This is a genomic window from Rhodococcus sp. 05-2254-5, assembly GCF_002258575.1.
Taxonomy (GTDB): Bacteria; Actinomycetota; Actinomycetes; order Mycobacteriales; family Mycobacteriaceae; genus Rhodococcoides; species Rhodococcoides fascians.
Map to the genome: position 1 here is coordinate 42,044 of NZ_NOZG01000026.1, position 18,741 is coordinate 60,784.

At 65.2% G+C, this 18,741-nt stretch carries 15 protein-coding genes; 11 read left to right on the forward strand and 4 right to left on the reverse strand.

Annotation, left to right across the window (positions count from 1 at the left end; genetic code table 11):
* Positions 1-2 precede the first annotated feature (2 nt).
* From mtrA to secA, 6 genes are all read left to right on the forward strand, one after another.
* Positions 3-680: an MtrAB system response regulator MtrA gene (gene mtrA / locus CH278_RS16020; protein ID WP_027496508.1), complete on the forward strand. Its 678-nt coding sequence runs from the start codon at positions 3-5 to the stop codon at positions 678-680.
* On the forward strand, positions 677-2,359 hold the full coding sequence (gene mtrB / locus CH278_RS16025; protein ID WP_032366296.1) for an MtrAB system histidine kinase MtrB: 1,683 nt from the start codon (positions 677-679) through the stop codon (positions 2,357-2,359). Before mtrA ends, mtrB begins: the two co-directional genes overlap by 4 nt.
* Positions 2,356-4,137 (forward strand): MtrAB system accessory lipoprotein LpqB, encoded by a 1,782-nt coding sequence (lpqB, locus tag CH278_RS16030; RefSeq protein ID WP_370878676.1) that lies wholly within the window; start codon positions 2,356-2,358, stop codon positions 4,135-4,137. The genes mtrB and lpqB overlap by 4 nt, the downstream gene beginning before the upstream one ends.
* A gap of 41 nt (positions 4,138-4,178) precedes the next feature.
* The gene (locus tag CH278_RS16035) at positions 4,179-4,862 is read left to right on the forward strand and encodes a ComF family protein (protein ID WP_032408108.1); all 684 of its coding nucleotides are present in this window, start codon (positions 4,179-4,181) and stop codon (positions 4,860-4,862) included.
* 233 nt (positions 4,863-5,095) lie between these two features.
* Positions 5,096-5,764, forward strand: coding sequence for a ribosome hibernation-promoting factor, HPF/YfiA family (hpf, locus tag CH278_RS16040; RefSeq protein WP_027496511.1), 669 nt, complete (start codon positions 5,096-5,098; stop codon positions 5,762-5,764).
* Positions 5,765-6,084: 320 nt separating this feature from the next.
* Entirely contained in the window at positions 6,085-9,006 is a 2,922-nt protein-coding gene (gene secA, locus CH278_RS16045; RefSeq protein ID WP_094622377.1) for a preprotein translocase subunit SecA, read from the forward strand.
* 45 nt (positions 9,007-9,051) lie between these two features.
* Here the strand turns inward: secA and CH278_RS16050 are convergent, their stop codons facing one another.
* Entirely contained in the window at positions 9,052-9,648 is a 597-nt protein-coding gene (locus tag CH278_RS16050) for an Rv3235 family protein (RefSeq protein WP_143536273.1), read from the reverse strand.
* A gap of 174 nt (positions 9,649-9,822) precedes the next feature.
* Between CH278_RS16050 and CH278_RS16055 the strand changes: the two genes are divergently transcribed.
* The 5 genes from CH278_RS16055 (at position 9,823) to CH278_RS16075 (ending at position 15,842) form a co-directional block, all read left to right on the forward strand.
* Positions 9,823-11,268: a WS/DGAT/MGAT family O-acyltransferase gene (locus tag CH278_RS16055; protein WP_027496513.1), complete on the forward strand. Its 1,446-nt coding sequence runs from the start codon at positions 9,823-9,825 to the stop codon at positions 11,266-11,268.
* An 11-nt stretch (positions 11,269-11,279) separates the two neighbouring features.
* Positions 11,280-11,804: a DUF6912 family protein gene (locus CH278_RS16060; RefSeq protein WP_027496514.1), complete on the forward strand. Its 525-nt coding sequence runs from the start codon at positions 11,280-11,282 to the stop codon at positions 11,802-11,804.
* A 138-nt stretch (positions 11,805-11,942) separates the two neighbouring features.
* Positions 11,943-13,058 carry a ferredoxin reductase gene (locus tag CH278_RS16065; RefSeq protein WP_027496515.1) on the forward strand — a complete coding sequence of 372 codons (1,116 nt, stop codon included), beginning with the start codon at positions 11,943-11,945 and terminating at the stop codon, positions 13,056-13,058.
* A gap of 108 nt (positions 13,059-13,166) precedes the next feature.
* A complete protein-coding gene (locus CH278_RS16070) occupies positions 13,167-14,462 on the forward strand; it encodes a fatty acid desaturase family protein (RefSeq protein WP_094622379.1) in 1,296 nt (431 codons plus the stop codon).
* Positions 14,463-14,591: 129 nt separating this feature from the next.
* On the forward strand, positions 14,592-15,842 hold the full coding sequence (locus CH278_RS16075) for a fatty acid desaturase family protein (RefSeq protein WP_032370715.1): 1,251 nt from the start codon (positions 14,592-14,594) through the stop codon (positions 15,840-15,842).
* Positions 15,843-15,890: 48 nt separating this feature from the next.
* Here CH278_RS16075 and rsgA read toward each other — a convergent pair whose 3' ends face one another.
* Genes rsgA through ybaK form a run of 3 tightly spaced genes read right to left on the reverse strand, consistent with a single transcriptional unit; the run spans position 15,891 to position 18,691 of the window.
* Positions 15,891-16,925, reverse strand: a complete 1,035-nt coding sequence (rsgA, locus tag CH278_RS16080) for a ribosome small subunit-dependent GTPase A (protein ID WP_027496518.1) — start codon at positions 16,923-16,925, stop codon at positions 15,891-15,893.
* Positions 16,877-18,193, reverse strand: coding sequence for a 3-phosphoshikimate 1-carboxyvinyltransferase (gene aroA / locus CH278_RS16085; RefSeq protein ID WP_094622380.1), 1,317 nt, complete (start codon positions 18,191-18,193; stop codon positions 16,877-16,879). Before aroA ends, rsgA begins: the two co-directional genes overlap by 49 nt.
* A 6-nt stretch (positions 18,194-18,199) precedes the next feature.
* Positions 18,200-18,691, reverse strand: a complete 492-nt coding sequence (gene ybaK, locus CH278_RS16090; RefSeq protein ID WP_094622381.1) for a Cys-tRNA(Pro) deacylase — start codon at positions 18,689-18,691, stop codon at positions 18,200-18,202.
* Between the last annotated feature and the right edge of the window lie 50 nt (positions 18,692-18,741).

Sequence of the window (18,741 nt, forward strand, 5' to 3'; positions counted from 1 at the left end):
CCATGAAGCCTCGGATTCTGGTTGTGGACGACGATTCGGCTCTGGCGGAGATGCTCACCATCGTGTTGCGCGGTGAGGGATTCGAGCCGTTCGTCGTCGGAGACGGCACCCAAGCGCTGGCGGCCGTCCGCGAGAATCGACCCGATCTGGTGTTGCTCGACCTGATGCTTCCCGGAATGAACGGCATCGACGTCTGTCGCGTGCTGCGAGCCGACTCGGGGGTCCCGATCGTCATGCTGACGGCCAAGACCGACACCGTCGATGTGGTGCTCGGTCTCGAATCCGGGGCCGACGACTACATCATGAAGCCCTTCAAGCCGAAGGAGCTGGTGGCACGCGTCCGGGCACGACTGCGTCGAACCGAGGACGAGCCGGCCGAACTGTTGTCGATCGCCGACATCGTCATCGACGTCCCCGCCCACAAGGTCAGCCGCGGCGACGAGCTGGTCTCGCTCACTCCGCTCGAATTCGATCTGCTGGTCGCCTTGGCCCGCAAGCCCCGTCAGGTGTTCACCCGTGAAGTTCTGCTCGAACAGGTGTGGGGCTACCGGCACGCCGCCGACACCCGCCTGGTCAACGTCCACGTTCAGCGCCTGCGCGCCAAGGTCGAGAAGGATCCGGAGAACCCGGAGGTGGTGTTGACCGTGAGGGGGGTCGGGTACAAGGCCGGACCGCCGTGATCGGTTTTTCCCACTCTCGGCGACGAATCAACGGCAAGTTCTCCCCGCTCCTGCGTTGGTTCAGGTCGCTGAGCACATCGCTGGGTCATGCCTGGCGAAGGTCACTGCAACTGCGCGTGGTCGTCTCGACCCTGACGTTGTCGCTCGTGGTGATCCTGATTCTCGGCGTTGTTCTGACCAGCCAGATCACCGATCGGTTGCTCGAAGCGAAGCTGTCTGCAGCCACCGAGGAACTCGACCGCTCGCGCACCACGGTGGAGGGCAACCTCGCCGGTGCCGATGATTCGAGCGGCCTGTCCACCCGTCTCGAACGGGCGAGAGCAGCGTTGACGAACCAGGACCTCGACGCCGCGTCGACCACCGGGTCGGCAGGGTCCTTCGACCCTGTTCTGATCGTCGAGGGCGACGCGACCCGCGCGGAAGCGTCGGTCGGTCCGGTCGACCAGATACCGGCCAGCTTGCGCGACTTCGTCAAGAAGGGCCTGATCAGCTCGCAGTACGCCACCGTGACCGACAGTGACGGCGGATATTCCGGGTCGGCGCTCATCATGGGGTCGCCCACCGGTTCCGACATATCGGCGCTGCAGCTGTATCTCATCTTCCCGCTCGCCAGCGAAGACCGGACGCTCTCCCTGGTCCGCGGCACGCTGTTCATCGGGGCCGTGGTGCTGCTGGTACTCCTTGCCGCGATCGCGATGCTCGTCGCGCGGCAGGTGGTGCTACCCATTCGATCCGCGTCCCGCATCGCAGTACGTTTCGCCGACGGCAGGCTCAAGGAGCGCATGCCGGTTCGCGGTGAGGACGACATGGCGAGGCTGGCGATGTCGTTCAACGAGATGGCCGAAAGTCTGTCCAAACAGATCACCCAGCTCGAGGAATTCGGAAACCTGCAGCGCCGGTTCACCTCCGACGTCAGCCACGAACTACGGACGCCGCTCACCACCGTGCGGATGGCCGCGGATCTCATTCACGACGCCAGTGACGATCTCGAACCTGCCCTCAAGCGTTCCTCCGAGCTGTTGGTCAACGAGCTGGACCGGTTCGAGACGTTGCTCGGTGATCTGCTCGAGATCAGCCGCCACGACGCCGGTGTCGCCGAACTGGCCGCCGAGCAACTCGACCTGCGGATGTGTGCACGCGCTGCGGTCTCCACGGTGCGTCACCTCGCCCGCGAAACCGGTACCGAGGTGATCGTCGACATGCCCGAGACGGCGGTCATCGCCGAGGTGGACCCGCGGCGTGTCGAACGTATCCTGCGCAACCTTCTGGCCAACGCCCTCGATCACGGGGAAGGCAAGCCGGTGCTGCTGCGCCTGAGATCGGATGCCGACGCGGCAGCCTTCGTGGTGCGCGACCAAGGAATCGGTCTGCGCCCCGGCGAGGAGAAGCTGGTGTTCAATCGGTTCTGGCGCTCGGACCCCTCCCGCGTCCGGCGCTCCGGCGGTACCGGCCTCGGGTTGGCGATCAGCGTCGAGGACGCCCGGCTGCACGACGGTAAGCTCGAGGCGTGGGGTGCAGTCGGCGAAGGCGCATGTTTCCGGCTCACGGTGCCACTGGTCCGTGGCCACAAAGTGATCGGCTCACCTCTGCCGTTGAAGCCGAGCACCAAGAAATACGCTCAGGGACAACCGATCCCGGCCATCGGTGCGCAGCGGGCCGCGTCGGAGTCGTCGACGTGATTCGCTCGTCTCGTCGCCTGTCTCGCTCGGTTGCAGTCTGCGCCCTGATCGCCGCCCTCGTCTCCGGTTGTGCCAGCCTGCCCGAGTCCTCGAGCCCCCAGGCCATCGGCACGTTGACCGACGGTGCCGCGCCCACCAGCGCCCCGGCTCCCGAACCCGGACGTGAGCCCGACCGGCTGCTCGACGACTTCTTCGAGGCCAGCGCAGTGTCGGCCAACCGCCACCAGGCCGCCCGACAGTTCCTGACCGAGGACGCGTCGAACACGTGGGACGACGGCGCTCGTACCGTCGTCGCAGATCGGATCGACACCCTGTCGGGGCCCCGAACTGCAGACTCTGCGCAATTCACGATTCGGTCGACGACAGCGGGAATCCTGGCTCCCGGCGGGGAATATCAGGCCGGATCGGACACGTTCGACATCGCGATCGACATGACGCGCGTCGACGGCCAATGGCGCATCTCGAAGCTGCCACCGGGTGTGGTCATCGATCGCTCGGCGTTCATGGACACCTATCAGCAGCGATCCATCTACTTCGTCGATCCGCTCGGTGGGGTGTTGGTGCCGGATGTTCGGTGGACGAGCGGATCGCAGGATCAGCTCGCAAACCAGCTCGTGCAGCTGTTGATCGATGGACCCAAGTCCGCGCTGTCCGCAGCGGTGAGCAACGAATTGTCCGACGACGTCAGTATCCGGGGGCCCATCACCAAGGCCGACGGACAGACTACACAGGTCGGAGTCGGTCTCGGCGGCATCAGAATCGACTTCGGTGGTTTGCAGAACAAGGGCGACCGCGACCGAGAATTGCTTGCCGCACAGGTGATCTGGACTCTGGCCTCGGCGGAGGTGGCCGGGCCCTACGTGCTGCTCGCCGACGGACAACCCATCGACACGACCAAGCCGGACGGGTGGACGACGGCCGGGGTCGACTCCTTCGATCCACAGAGCTCCACCAACGAATCGGTCGGCCTGCACGCACTGGCCTCCGGTCGACTGCTCCGCGTCGAGCAATCCGCGACCACACCCGCCCCCGGGTACTTCGGGCAGGCACGGAATCTGCGCTCGGTGGCCTTGTCGAACGACGGAACACTCGTGGCCGGCGTCGCGGACACCGGTAGACCCGCTCCGGCACCGTCGAGCACATTGATGGTCGGTAGCTACGACGGTGGCGCGTTCCCGGTGGCCGAGGGGCAGTCGATCACGCGTCCGACATGGGGAGCCGATGACAACGCCGCCTGGGCGGTCATCGACGGCACCAACGTCATTCGCGCGGCCCGCGACCCCTCGACCGGTCAGGTATCGGTGATACCGGTCGATGCCCGCGCGGTCACCACCCTGGGAACTCGCATCACCGAACTCCGGCTGGCCCGCGACGGCGTTCGGGCCGCACTCATCGTCGACGGCGTGGTGTACGTGGCCACCGTGGTACGCGATCCGTCGGGCGTCTATTCGCTGACGGCCCCGCGCGCGGTTGCGATCGGACTCGGCAGTGACGCCACCAGCCTGGACTGGAGCACCGGCGAGGCCATCGTCATCGCACGGGTTGCTACCGATACACCGGTGGTCCAGGTGACGGTCGACGGCTCGAGGATGGACGCCCTGCCGTCGCGCAATCTCACCAATCCCGTTCTGGCGGTCGATGCGTCGCCGGAGACCGAGTACGTTGCCGACGCCCGCGCCGTGTTCGCACTCAACAATGCCGATCCGGTCGGCGACAGGTACTGGCGCGAGGTCACCGGCCTGGCCGGGGTGAAGGCCGTGCCGATCCTGCCCGGCTGACGTCCGGCGGGTGTCGGTGGCTACCGGCACACTTCACGGTCATGAGAACGCTTCTCGACCTCGTCCTGCCCCTCGAATGTGCCGGGTGTGGGGTGCCGGGGGAGCAGTGGTGTCGCCGTTGTGAACAGGCGCTGTCGGTGCCGCCTGTCCGGGTGCGTCCGCGGGTCGATCCGGGGGTGCCCTGCTGGGCGCTGGGCACGTACACCGGCCCTCGGCGCAACGGGGTGATCGCACTGAAGGAACGGGGCCGACGGGCCGTGTCCGTGCCGTTCGGCCGGGCGCTGGCCGGTGCGGTGCACCAACTGCGTGCTGCAGGCGAGATCGATCCACCGGAGCTGAGTCCCCTCGTTCTGGTGTGCGCTCCGTCCCGGGCGCGCGCAGCGCGAGCCCGAGGGGGCGATCCGGTGCTGCGGTGTGCGAGGAACGCAGCGACCGAGTTGGCACCGGAGCGAGTACCGGTTCCCCAGCTGCTGAAGATGGCCGGGGGAGTGCGGGATTCGGTCGGGCTCTCGGCAGGTCAGCGTCAGCACAACGTGGCGGGCCGGATCGAGTTGGTCGGACAGTCGCGCCCGGCTATCGGCCGGCCGCGGCCGCGAACCGACGAACTGACCGTTCTTCTCGTCGACGACGTGGTGACCACCGGGGCGACCCTGGCCGAATGTGCAAGAGTGCTAACCGATTTCGGGATCTCGTTGGCCGGTGCGATCGTGGTGGCCAGCGCGTGAACGCGAGTCGACGAGACACGCCGACAACCAATTCGGGGTGAACGGTGGCACACGCGTCGATGACCGACTAACGTCGCGGACACGCTCCATCACGACGGAGCGGACCGGTAGAACGACCCGTAGAAACACGGACGTGAGGTGATGCCCCGGACTCGAGATGCCGGAAGGTTCCCCATTCGGCATGCACACCTGCCACGTCCAACAGTGGGCGTGGCCGATATCGGGAGGTACACGTGACGACCCCTTCACAAGCCTCGGTTTTCTTCGACGAGAAGCCTTCGGAAGAACCCGCCAAGAGCAATGCCGACGTTGTGGTCAAGGGCCGCAACGTCGAGATACCGGACCATTTTCGGATATACGTGTCCGAGAAACTGGCTCGCCTCGAGCGCTTCGACCCCTCCATCTACTTGTTCGATGTCGAACTGCAGCACGAACGAAATCGCCGTCAGGCCAAAGCATGTCAACGCGTGGAGATCACCGCGAAGGGCAAAGGCCCGGTCGTTCGTGCCGAAGCGTGCGCAGACAGTTTCTATGCCGCACTCGAAGCAGTGACCTCGAAACTCGAAAGCAGACTCAGGCGTACCAAGGATCGGCGCAAGGTCCACTACGGCGAGAAGAGACCCGTATCCGTCGCCGAGGCCACCGCTGAACTCGCCGAAGACGACACACTTGCGCTCGATCCCGAGACCAAGCTGGATTCGTTCGAGGACGATCAGACCGGCCCCGGGCACATCGTTCGCACGAAGGTTCACTCGGCCGCACCGATGAGCGTCGACGATGCGCTGTACGAGATGGAACTGGTCGGCCACGACTTCTTCCTGTTTCACGACAGCGCCACCGACCGGCCTTCCGTGGTGTATCGACGGCATGCCTTCGACTACGGCCTGATCAGGCTCACCTGACCGAGCGTGACGGCGAACGGGTCGTTCGCCGTCCGTGAAATATCCGACCACTGCAGGCTCGACGCCGGACACACGATCCCCACGTCGAGCCTGCAGTGCTGTGTCGGGGTTGTCCGAATGCCGGCGTGGTGTCGTTCGGGGACCGACAGTGGGACTGCCGTACCCACAGCGAGACCGCCTACCATGGACGCGTTCGGGTTACTGCCGCGCGGACGTCACGGTGACGAACCCGTGCGCTCGTGCAGGTAGCAGTAACGCGTCGAGTAACAGATTTGTTCGTGTCAGTACCCGTGAACCGAGGATCGAGGACGAGAAAACCCGTGCCGTCGCTGTCGTTTTCCAAGCTGCTCCGTGTTGGTGAAGGTCGCATGGTCAAGCGGCTCAAGAACATCGCTGACCACGTCTCGACCCTGTCTTCGGACGTCGAGAGTCTCTCCGACGACGAACTGCGGGGTAAGACCGCCGAGTTCAAGGAGAGGTACTCGTCCGGGGAGACCTTGGATCAGTTGCTGCCCGAGGCATTCGCGGTCGCCCGTGAGGCATCGTGGCGGGTGCTGTCCCAGCGGCACTTCGACGTGCAGGTGATGGGCGGAGCTGCCCTGCACTTCGGCAACATCGCCGAGATGAAGACCGGCGAGGGCAAGACCCTGACGTGTGTTCTGCCTGCCTACCTGAACGCCATCTCCGGCGACGGTGTGCACGTGGTGACGGTCAACGACTACCTCGCCAAGCGTGACTCGGAGTGGATGGGCCGTGTGCACCGCTTCCTGGGTCTGTCGGTGGACGTGATCCTGTCCGGGATGACGCCGGTCGAACGCCGTGCAGCGTATGCCGCCGACATCACCTACGGCACCAACAACGAGTTCGGGTTCGACTACCTACGCGACAACATGACGCACTCGCTCGACGATCTGGTGCAGCGCGGACACAACTTCGCCGTGGTCGACGAGGTCGACTCGATCCTCATCGACGAGGCGCGAACCCCACTGATCATCTCGGGCCCCGCCGACGCGTCGAGCAAGTGGTACGGCGAGTTCGCCCGGATCGCCCCCATGCTGAAGGTCGACACCCACTACGAGGTCGATATCCGCAAGCGCACCATCGGTGTGCACGAGGCCGGCGTCGAGCTGGTCGAGGATCAGCTCGGTATCGACAACCTGTACGAGGCGGCCAACTCGCCTCTGGTGAACTACCTGAACAACGCCATCAAGGCCAAAGAGCTCTACACCAAGGACAAGGACTACATCGTCCGCGACGGCGAGGTCATCATCGTCGACGAGTTCACCGGTCGCATCCTGGTGGGACGCCGCTACAACGAGGGCATGCACCAGGCGATCGAGGCCAAGGAGAAGGTGGAGATCAAGGCCGAGAACCAGACCCTCGCCACGATCACTCTGCAGAACTACTTCCGCCTGTACGACAAGCTCTCCGGCATGACCGGTACGGCCGAGACCGAGGCCGCGGAGCTGCATCAGATCTACGGATTGGGCGTCATTCCGATCCCGACGAACCGCCCGATGGTCCGCGTCGACAACGGCGACCTGATCTACAAGACGGAAGAAGCCAAGTTCGACGCGGTGGTCGACGATGTCGTCGAGCGGCACGAGAAGGGCCAGCCGGTTCTCATCGGCACCACGAGCGTGGAACGGTCGGAGTATCTGTCGAAGCAGTTCACCAAGCGCGGCGTCGCGCACAACGTGCTCAATGCGAAGTTCCACGAGCAGGAAGCGACGATCATCGCCGAGGCCGGGCGACAGGGCGCGGTGACGGTGGCGACCAACATGGCCGGCCGTGGCACCGACGTCGTGCTCGGCGGCAACCCGGACATCCTCGCCGACCTGAAGCTGCGTAAGCAGGGCTTGGACCCGGTGGAGACTCCCGAGGAGTACGAGGCCGCCTGGGAGCCTGCTCTGGATGAGGTCAAGGCACAGGTCAAGGCCGACGCGGACACCGTGCGCGAGGCCGGTGGCCTGTACGTTCTCGGAACCGAGCGCCACGACTCACGTCGTATCGACAACCAGCTCAGAGGGCGCTCCGGTCGTCAGGGTGATCCGGGCGAATCGCGGTTCTACCTTTCGCTCGGCGACGAGTTGATGCGTCGATTCAACGGCGGCGCACTCGAATCGATCATGACTCGGCTCAACTTGCCCGACGACGTCCCGATCGAGGCCAAGATGGTGTCCAAGGCCATCAAGAGCGCACAGACCCAGGTCGAGCAGCAGAACTTCGAGATCCGCAAGAACGTCCTCAAGTACGACGAGGTGATGAACCAGCAGCGCACGGTCATCTACGAGGAGCGCAGGCGCATCCTCGAAGGTGCCGACATGGAGGGCCAGGTCGAGGGCATGATCACCGACGTGATCACCGCCTACGTCGATGGTGCGACGAGCGAGGGCTACGTCGAGGACTGGGATCTGGAGCAGTTGTGGACGGCTCTGAAGACTCTGTATCCGGTCGGTATCGACCACAAGGTTCTCTCGGGCGAGAACGAGGACGGCGAGAAGGGTGACCTGAGCCGCGACGAGCTGCGCGAGGCGCTGCTCGAGGACGCCCGCTCGGCCTACGCCGCTCGCGAGGCCGAGATCGACGGCATCGCAGGCGAGAACGGAATGCGGGAGCTCGAACGTCGGGTTCTGCTGTCCGTCCTCGATCGCAAGTGGCGCGAGCATCTCTACGAGATGGACTACCTCAAGGAGGGCATCGGACTGCGTGCGATGGCCCAGCGAGATCCACTGGTCGAGTACCAGCGGGAGGGCTACGACATGTTCCAGGGCATGCTCGACGGCCTCAAAGAGGAGTCGGTGGGCTTTCTGTTCAACCTCCAGGTCGAGGCGACCCCTGCCCCGGCAGGTCCGGCCGCGTCCGCCGGTCTCGCGGTTGCCCCCGGGTTGGCCTCACCCGTCGGATCCGGTCGCCCGGCAGCTGCGGCAACGTCGGCACCTGCGGCCACGTCGGCACCTGCGGCCACGGGCGGTCAGCCTGCGGCCAAGGCGGCCCCGGCCCCTGCCGCTCCAGCTCAGGCAGCTCCCACAGCTCTGCGTGCCAAAGGACTCGACGAGCGGGACGAACAGAGATTGACGTTCTCCGGCCCGGCCGAGGGGGGCGGTACGGCTGTGCAGCGATCGGATGCTGCAGCGAGCGCGGAGTCGGCGGCCGAGGGAACCCGACGCGAGCGTCGCGAAGCAGCGCGAGCGCAGAACAAAGCACCGAAGAAGTCGGCGCGCTCCAAGCGCAAGAAGTAGTCGGCCGGGTCGATCCGGCGCGACCTCGCCGGGCGACCCGTGTTCTCAACCCACTCGCAACGAGGTGACCGTCCATCCTGGCCGCCGCGGGTCGACCGCTTGCTCGATTCGGCCCGCGAAGGCGAAGGTGCGTGGGCCGCGGGTGTACGAGCCGAATATCTCGGCCGACGTGTCCGATCTATAAGCGACGTGCACGCGACGCACCGCGGCGAATCCGAGTCGCCGTCCCGGTGGGGGCGTGCGGACGATGGTGCGAATCAGGTCGATCACGGGCGCAGTGAACAACGAGGACAGTTGCTCGGCACTGCGCCTGCGGTCGATCACCTCGATGAGCAACCGCATGGCGCGTTCGGCGCTCGCCCGCGCATCGGCGGGCACCACTTGCACGATCGGTCGATGGGGTGCCTCGGCCCGGCGGCGGGGGCGAGTGCTGCGTACCGATGCCGGATGGCGTTCCGGTGGCCTGTCCGCGCTCTCACCCCGTCCCCAGGTGTGCACCGCGCCTGCCGAGAGTGGCGGCTCGAACTGGGTCGGCCGCGACAGAAAGCAATGGTGCTCGGCGCGCAGCCGAGAGTCCGCCGGCGACGGTATCGGGCTGTCGTCCCCGGTGTCCGGCGGATCGTTGGATTCGATGACGCTCACACCGACATTGACGGTCGCGATCGAATTTCGGTTCCCGAGATCGGCGACACGTCGGTGCCCACCCGGCACTGGGACTCACGTCGCGAACCCACGTACTCTGAGTTCGAGCACACCGCGCAACAGGCGGTATCGATCGGGGCGCACCACGTGCGAGGACGGGGACCGAGACACGCGATGGCGACCAGACTGACGGCGCAGGATGCGTCGTTCTACTTTCTCGAGGCCGGCAGCAGTCCCATGCACCTCGGCTCGCTCGCCGTCTTTCGGACCCCGCGGAGCGGTTTCAGTTACGACCGACTGCTGTCGTTGGTCGAACAGCGACTGATGCTGGTTCCGCGCTACCGGCAGAAGGTCCGCGAAGTCGCGTTCGGTTTGGCGCGGCCGGTCTGGGTGGACGACGCGGATTTCGACATCACCTATCACATCCGTCGTTCCGCACTACCCAAGCCGGGGACGGACGATCAGTTGCACGACCTGATCGCGCGACTGACCTCACGGCCGCTCGATCGCACCCGACCGTTGTGGGAGATGTACCTGGTCGAGGGCCTCGCGAAGAATCGTTTCGCCATCTTCACCAAGTCTCATTCGGCCCTCGTCGACGGCGAGAATGCGCTCGACATCGGTCAGGTCATTCTGGACGCGAGCAAGAACCCCGCGCCGATGGCCGAGGAGCTGTGGATGCCCGCCCGTGAGCCCAAGGACTCGGTGTTGGTGCTCGACGCGCTCACCGAACTGGTGGTGCGTCCGGGCGAGAGCATCGAGACGTTGCGCGGCGCGGTCAACGGGGTTGCCGGTCTCGCGGGCGACGCATTGCGCGCCGCGGGCAAGGTCGCGGCCGTGCTGCGTACCGCGACACAGAGCGCCCCGTCCAGCCCACTGAACGCGCCGATCTCACGAAATCGTCGGTTCGCCGTGGCCAAGACCGAGCTGGCCGATTACCGCAGGATCCACGACAGATTCGACTGCTCGATCAACGACGTCGTGCTCGCAGTCGTCACCGGCGCGCTGCGAAATTGGCTGCTCTCGCGCGGCGAACCCGTCACGGCATCGTCCACGGTGCGAGCCATGGTGCCGATGTCGGTGTACGTCTCGTCCGATCGCGTCGGCTTCGGTGAGGGCAGCGACATGTCCGGTGAGCCGGCCGAGGACGATCGCAGCGAGGTGTCCTCGTTCCTCGTCGACCTCCCGGTGGGGGAGTCGAACGCCGTCGTTCGGCTGTCTCACATCGCGCACGCGACCGAGGCCCATTCTCATCAGAGCCGCGGTGTGACGGCTCAGACGCTGATGCGGATCAGTGGGTTCGCTCCGGCGAGCCTGCATGCCATGGGTGCGCGGGCGGGTAGCCGACTCTCGCAACGAGTGTTCAACCTGATCGTCACGAACGCGCCGGGCCCGCAGTTTCCGCTGTACGTCGGTGGTGCCCGGATGCTCGAGATGTACCCGGTGTCGCCGCTGTTCGAGAATCAGGCGTTGAGTATCGGGCTGACGTCGTACGACGGTTTCGTGTTCTTCGGGCTCAACGCCGACCGCGGAGCGATGCCCGATGTGGATGTGGTGACAGCGCTACTGCACGAGGCGCTGGAAGAGTTGGTCGACGCCAGCAACGAATCGAGAGTGTGAGGTCTTCTGCAATGCGTGTCTACGTTCCGGCGACGCTGGAATTCTTGAAAGTGCTCGCAGCCGAGGGCGAGTTCAGTCCGGTCTCGCGCACCGCATTCGCGGTGACGCCCACCTTGCGTGAGGCGTACTCGTCGGGCGACGACGAGGAGTTGTCCGAGGTCGCGATGGGGGAGGCCGCGCGTGCCTCGCTGCGCCTGATCGCCGCGGCCGTCGACGACGAGGCGGACACGGGGACGGTGGCCGACGGCGTGGTCTACCGACGGGCGGTGATTGCCGCAGACGTCGACGATCCCACCCTGCGTCCCGATCTCGACGACGCTGTCGTTCGGCTGAAGGAACCGCTGCGAATGGATCAGGTCGCGTCGGTGCACGTCGATCTGGAAGGGGCCGAGGAAGCAGTTACCAAGGCTGTCTCCGCCGTGGACGCAGCGGACATGGGCGATGCCGATGCAGAATTCGTTCTCGGTGATGCCGAAGACCACACGCTGGCGTGGTACGCCCCCCAGGAACTACCGTTTCTGCTCGATCTGCTGTGATCCTGCTCTCGGCCACGACCTGGCGATATCCACGGTTGAGCTGCCTGCAGAGGTGACCAGGGGACTCAACCTACGGTAGCGTAACCTCGATGCCCGCACGCGGTTCGGTACGACGATCGAGGGGATGGGGAACACCCGATGGATCTGAAGAAGTGGTTGGAGGCCCCGGTGGCCGGTGTCTCGGCACCCAAGCGGCCGAGGCTGAACATGCTGCGTGGTGCTTTCACCCGCATCACCACTCCCTTGCTACCCGACGACTACTTGCACCTCGCCAACCCGTTGTGGTCGGCCCGTGAACTGCGCGGCCGCGTCGTACGCGTGGAGAAGGAAACCGCTACCGCGGTGACACTGGTGATCCAGCCCGGGTGGGGCTTCAATTTCGACTATCAGCCGGGTCAGTACATCGGAATCGGACTGCATCTCGGCGGTCGGTGGCACTGGCGCTCGTATTCACTGACCTCGCCGCCGAACTGGGAAGACAAGCTGATCTCCATCACGGTCAAGGCGATGCCCGAAGGGTTCCTGTCGTCACATCTGGTGGGCGGCGTGCCGCAGGGGACCATCGTGCGACTGGCGGCACCGAAGGGCAATTTCGCACTGCCTGTTCCGCCGCCCGCCAAGATTCTCTTCGTCACCGCAGGTAGCGGCATCACCCCGGTCATCTCGATGCTCAGAGCACTCGATCGCCACGGCGACATGCCCGATACCGTGCATATCCACTCGGCCCCCACAGAGGACGAGGTGATGTTCGCGGCCGAACTCGCAGCCCTCGAGAAGTCGCATCCCGAGTTCACCTCTCACGTGCAGTTGACGCGTTCCGATGGCAAGTTCGCTCTGTCCTCGCTCGACGAGCTGTACCCCGACTGGCGTACCCGCGACACCTGGGCCTGCGGTCCCGCGGCACTGCTCGAAGAAATCGAGAAGACGTGGAAGCGCGAGGGCATCGAGCACAAGCTGCACCTCGAGCGGTTCGAGATCTCACGCGCCGATACGTCCGGTTCGGGCGGAACCGTCACGTTCTCCAAGTCCGACAAGAAAGCGGCGGCGGACGGGGCGACCACACTGCTCGAAGCAGGCGAAAATGTGGGTGTTCGGATGCCGTTCGGCTGCCGTATGGGTATCTGCCAGACGTGTGTGGTGCCGTTGACGGCAGGACATGTGATCGACCTACGTTCCGGTAAGGAACACAGCGAGGGTGACCGCGTCCAGACATGCATTTCCGCAGCCGCGGGTGACTGCACATTGGAACTGTAGGTCTGTTTTTCGCACACTGCCTTCTCAGGCTGCTGGGTTACTCTCACGTAGGTTGCCCACGCTGAACCCCGGTATTTCGGGCGCCGCACACAACTGTTGGAGGACCCGGTGGCCATCACCGACATCAAAGAGTTCGCTCACCTGACCGAAGAAGACATGGAAGCGTTCGGGCGCGAACTGGACGCCATTCGCCGCGACGTCGAGGACAGTCGCGGTGAACGCGATGCCGCATACATTCGCCGGACCATCCGAGCTCAGCGCATGCTCGAGCTCGGCGGACGCGCCGTGCTGCTCGGCAGCAAGTACCGGCCGGCATGGCTCGTGGGGACCGCGATGCTCAGCGTCGCCAAGATCATCGAGAACATGGAACTCGGCCACAACGTGATGCACGGCCAGTGGGATTGGATGAACGATCCGGAAATTCACTCCACCTCGTGGGAGTGGGACCAGACCGGACCGTCGGAGCAGTGGAAGCGGGCGCACAACTACTCGCACCACACGTACACCAACATCGTCGGAATGGACGACGACATCGGTTTCGGCATCCTACGGATGACCCGCGACGAGCCGTGGAAGCCGATCAACCTCGTTCAGCCGCTCGCCAACATCGTCCTGGCGACGACGTTCGAGTGGGGCATCGCACTGCACGACTACGACGCTCAGAAGCAGCTCGACGGGGAACACGAAAAAGGCCTCTTCAAGTCACCGGCGGCCCGCGCTTTCGCGCGCAAGATCGCCAAGCAGGTCGGCAAGGACTTCGTCCTGTTCCCGGCCCTGTCCGGCCCGGCGTGGAAGTCCACGTTGACCGCCAACGCCACGGCCAACCTGGTTCGAAACCTCTGGGCCTACGCCGTGATCTTCTGCGGTCACTTTCCCGACGGTGCCGAGAAGTTCACGATCGGTCAGTTCGAGAACGAGACCCGTCCCGAGTGGTACCTGCGGCAGATGCTCGGTAGTGCCAACTTCGAGGCCGGCCCCGTCATGGCGTTCATGAGCGGAAACCTCTGCTACCAGATCGAGCACCACATGTTCCCGGATCTGCCGAGCAATCGGTACTCGGAGATCGCCGAGAAGGTGCACGCGCTGTGCGACAAGTACGACCTGCCGTACACGACAGGGTCGCTCGGTAAGCAGTACCTGTTGGCACTGCGGACCATCCACAAGCTGTCGCTGCCCGACAAGTGGTTGCGCGCAACCTCGGACAACGCGCCCGAGACATCGTCGGAGCGGCGTTGGCGCGTCGGCGATTCTCCGACCGTGCACGCACTTCGGATCGACCCGCTCACCGGCCAGCGCCGTGGACTGCGCTCGGCGATGCAGGAGGCGCGAGGAGCTCTGCGCAACGCGAAGAAAGAAGCCAGACGACAGGCGAAGGCGCTCCGGCGATCGGACGTCACCGCCTGATTGTGAATCGTCACACAGATTCGCGCCCGTAACCTACGCGACCGTAAGTTACGATACGGTAGGTGACGGAAATGCACACGGCTCACTACCGCACGCTGTGTGTTCACAACTGCCAGGAGGCTGTTTCCCATGGCGATTTCGGACATCAAGGAATACGCGCATCTGACCGACGCCGACATCGAAGCACTGGGCCACGAGCTCGACGCGATTCGGCGAGACATCGAGGCGTCCCGTGGTGAACGCGACGCCCGGTACGTGAAGAACACGATTCGGCTGCAACGCTCGCTCGACATCGGCGGACGTGCAGTCCTGTTCGCCAGTCGCCGCCGCCCGGCATGGCTGGTCGGTACCGCCATGCTCGGGGTCGCGAAGATCATCGAGAACATGGAGCTCGGCCACAACGTCATGCACGGCCAGTGGGACTGGATGAACGATCCGGAGATCCACTCCACCTCGTGGGAGTGGGACAACACGGGGCCCTCGGCGCACTGGAAGCAGACGCACAACTACATCCACCACAAGTACACCAACGTGTTGGGCATGGACGACGACGTGGGTTACGGCCTGCTGCGCGTCACCCGCGACCAGCGTTGGAAGCCGTTCAACATCGGCAACCCGGTCTACAACCTGTTGCTGCAGCTGTTCTTCGAGTACGGCGTGGCGCTGCAGCACCTGGAACTGGGCAAGGTGGCCAAGGGTCGCGTCCCACGTGAGGAATTCGAGCAGAAGCGTCGCGAGGTTCTCGAGAAGGTCGGCAAGCAGATGGGTAAGGACTACGTCCTGCATCCACTGCTCACCGGACCTGCCTGGAAGAGCACGCTGACGGCGAACATCGTCGCGAACATGATGCGCAACGTGTGGACCAACACCGTCATCTTCTGCGGGCACTTCCCCGACGGTGCCGAGAAGTTCACCAAGTCGGACATGGAAGGCGAAACGCAGGGGCAGTGGTACTTGCGTCAGATGCTGGGCAGCGCGAACTTCAACGCGGGTCCGGTCATGGAGTTCATGAGCGGCAATCTCTGCTACCAGATCGAGCATCACCTGTTCCCCGATCTACCCAGCAATCGTCTGCGGGAGATCAAGGTTCGGGTTCTCGAACTCGCGGAGAAGTACGACCTGCCGTACACGACCGGTTCGATCGTGCACCAGTACTTCCTGTCCTGGCGAACCATCGCCAAGCTGTCGCTTCCGAACAAGTACTTGAAGGCGACCAGCGACGACGCGCCGGAAACCGCGTCCGAGCGTAAATGGGAACAGGCGCCTGCAGGTCTGTTCGCCGTCGATCCCGACACCGGAAAGCGGCGTGGCCTTCGGACCGCGATCGCAGAAACCAAGAAGCGCAAGGGAATTCGCAGACTGGTCGGCAAAGCAGCCTGACCGCCTCCGATTCCGAGCAGCGAAGCCTGGTACAGACCCCGTGGGTCTCTACCAGGCTTCGTTCGTTCGAACCGCTTCCAGCAGGAGCCGTACGGCAGCCACCCGTCGTGCTGCATCCCCGGTGAGCGTGTCGAGAGCGCACTCGGGATCTGCCGGCGGACCCAGGTGAGTGCAGCCGCGGGGGCAGTCCTCGATGGTCTCGGCAAGGTCGGAGAATGCGGCCACGACGTTCTCCGGCGAGATGTGCGCCAATCCGAACGATCGGATGCCGGGAGTGTCGACCACCCATCCGCCGCCCGGTAGCGGCAGCGCCACCGACTGCGTCGACGTATGGCGGCCCTTGCCGACGCCCGAGACCACCCCGGTCGCGCGATAGGCGTCGGGCACCAGTCTGTTGACAAGCGTCGACTTGCCGACACCGGAGTGTCCGATGAGCGCGGTGACCTTGTTCGTCAGCATGGCGGTCAGTTCGGTCAGGTCCTCGGACTGGCCCGCCAGTACCACCGGGACGTCCAGATCGGCGAACGACGCGGTGAACTCGTCGGGTGCAGCGAGATCGCTCTTGGTCAGGCACAGCACCGGTTCGAGTCCGCCGACGTACGCCGCGACGAGAGCGCGCTCGACGAAGCCGGTGCGGGGAGGTGGATCGGCAAGCGCTGCGACGATGAGCAGTCGGTCGGCGTTGGCCACCACGACGCGTTCGAACGGGTCGGTGTCGTCCGCGGTGCGGCGCAGCACCGTTCGCCGCTCGGCCACGCGCACGATTCGGGCCAGAGTGTCGACCTTGCCCGACAGATCTCCGACGATGCCGACCTCGTCGCCCACCACGATCGGAGTTCGCCCCAGCTCGCGGGCCCGCATCGTCACGACCGGCCGAGACGGGTCACCGTCGAGTACGCAACCCCAGCGGCCGCGGTCCACGGACACCACCATGCCGGCTTCGGCGTCGTTGTGTTCGGGTCGAGTCTTGGTGCGCGGACGAGAACTCTTGCCCGGCCGGATGCGGACGTCGGACTCGTCGTAGCGGCGCGCGGTCAGGATCCGACCCCGCTGGGTGTGGAAGCGGACAACATCGTGTCCCACAGGTTCTCGAAGCCGGGGAGAGTCTTGGCGGTGGTGCCGATGTCGTCGACCTCGACGCCCGGGACGCGAAGCCCGACGATCGCGCCGGCAGTGGCCATGCGGTGGTCGGCGTAGGAGTGCCAGGTGCCGCCGTGCAGCGGCGCGGGATCGATGCGAATGCCGTCGTCGGTTTCGACCGCTCGCCCGCCGAGGCGCACTATCTCGGTCGTCAGTGCGGCCAGTCGGTCGGTCTCGTGACCGCGTAGGTGGGCGATGCCGCGCAGGATGGACGGCCCCTCGGCCAGAGTGGCGAGCGCTGCGACGGTGGGGGTCAGCTCGCCGACGTCGTGCAGATCGAAGTCGATGCCGCGTAACGTGTTCGGACCTTCTACGGTCAGCACCCCTGCGTGTAGTTCGACCACCGCGCCCATCTGCGTGAGGATCTCGCGGAACACATCACCGGGTTGAGTCGTAGACTCGGGCCAATTCGGTACTCGCACAACACCTTCGGTGACAGCGGCCGCAGCCAGGAACGGGGTGGCGTTCGAGAGATCCGGCTCGATGCTCCAATCGACGGGGGTGACCGAACCGGGATGCACGCGCCAGGTGTTCGCGTCTCCGCTCGATTCCGGGGTGTCGACTCGGACGCCCGCACGGCGCAGCATCTCCACGGTCATGTCGATGTGCGGCATGGACGGGACGGGCTTACCGATGTGATGGATCTCGATTCCCTCGTCGAACGCCGCGGCCGAGAGCATCAGACCCGAGACGAACTGCGACGACCCCGAGGCATCAGTCTCGACGGATCCACCACGCAGCGAACCGGTACCGCGCATCGTGAACGGCAGCGCGCTGCCATCGACGTCGGCGCCCACAGCGCGCAGTGCGTCGAGGATGGTGTCGAGCGGCCGTACGCGAGCCTGCTCGTCTCCGTCGAAGGACACCACGCCGTCGGCGAGCGCGGCCAGGGGCGGGACGAAACGCATGACCGTTCCGGCCAGGCCGCACTCGACGGCTCCACCGTGCAGCGTTCCCGGCGTCACACGGAGAGACGTCGGATCGTTGCGGTCGGCGGCCACCTGCACGCCCAGTGTCTCCAGAGCGTGGATCATCAAGTCGGTGTCGCGGCTGCGAAGCGCGCCGGTGACGGTTGACGGGCCGGATGCGAGCGAGGCGATGATCAGCGCGCGATTGGTGATCGACTTCGATCCGGGCAGAGTGACTGTCGCGTCGATGGGTCCATCGGCGGCGGGGGCTGTCCAAGTGCTCACCGGTCCATCTTCGCTCATCGGCGGTCAGTGTGCGGCGATGGGCGCGGTGACGGCGCGCGTGAGGCGAATCAGATCGGCCGGAGCGAGTTCGATCTCCAGGCCACGGCGACCCCCGCTGCACAGCACACGGTCGAACTCGAGTGCCGAGTCGTCGATGACGGTGGGCAGGGATCTTCGTTGGCCGAGCGGAGAAATTCCACCGAACACGTAGCCCGACGACCGTTCGGCGGCAGCTCTGTCGGCCATCGCGACCTTCCGCGTGTCCAGAGCGGCTGCTGCCGCTTTCAACGAGAGCAATCCGGTGACGGGTACCACCGCGACGGCCAGCGAACGATCGGCGCGTTCGACGACCAGGGTCTTGAACACCTGCTTCGGGTGCACGCCGAGGCGCTCGCCCAGAATCTCGGCGGCCTCGCTGCCGAACGACTGCGTGCGCGGATCGTGCTCGTAGGTGTGCACGATATGCGCCACCTTCCGTGCGGTGAGCAGCGCAAGAGCGGGAGTCGACGCAGCCATTCGTCGGACTCTATCGACTGCGGCGGGAACACCGCGGCGCGCGGCAGTGT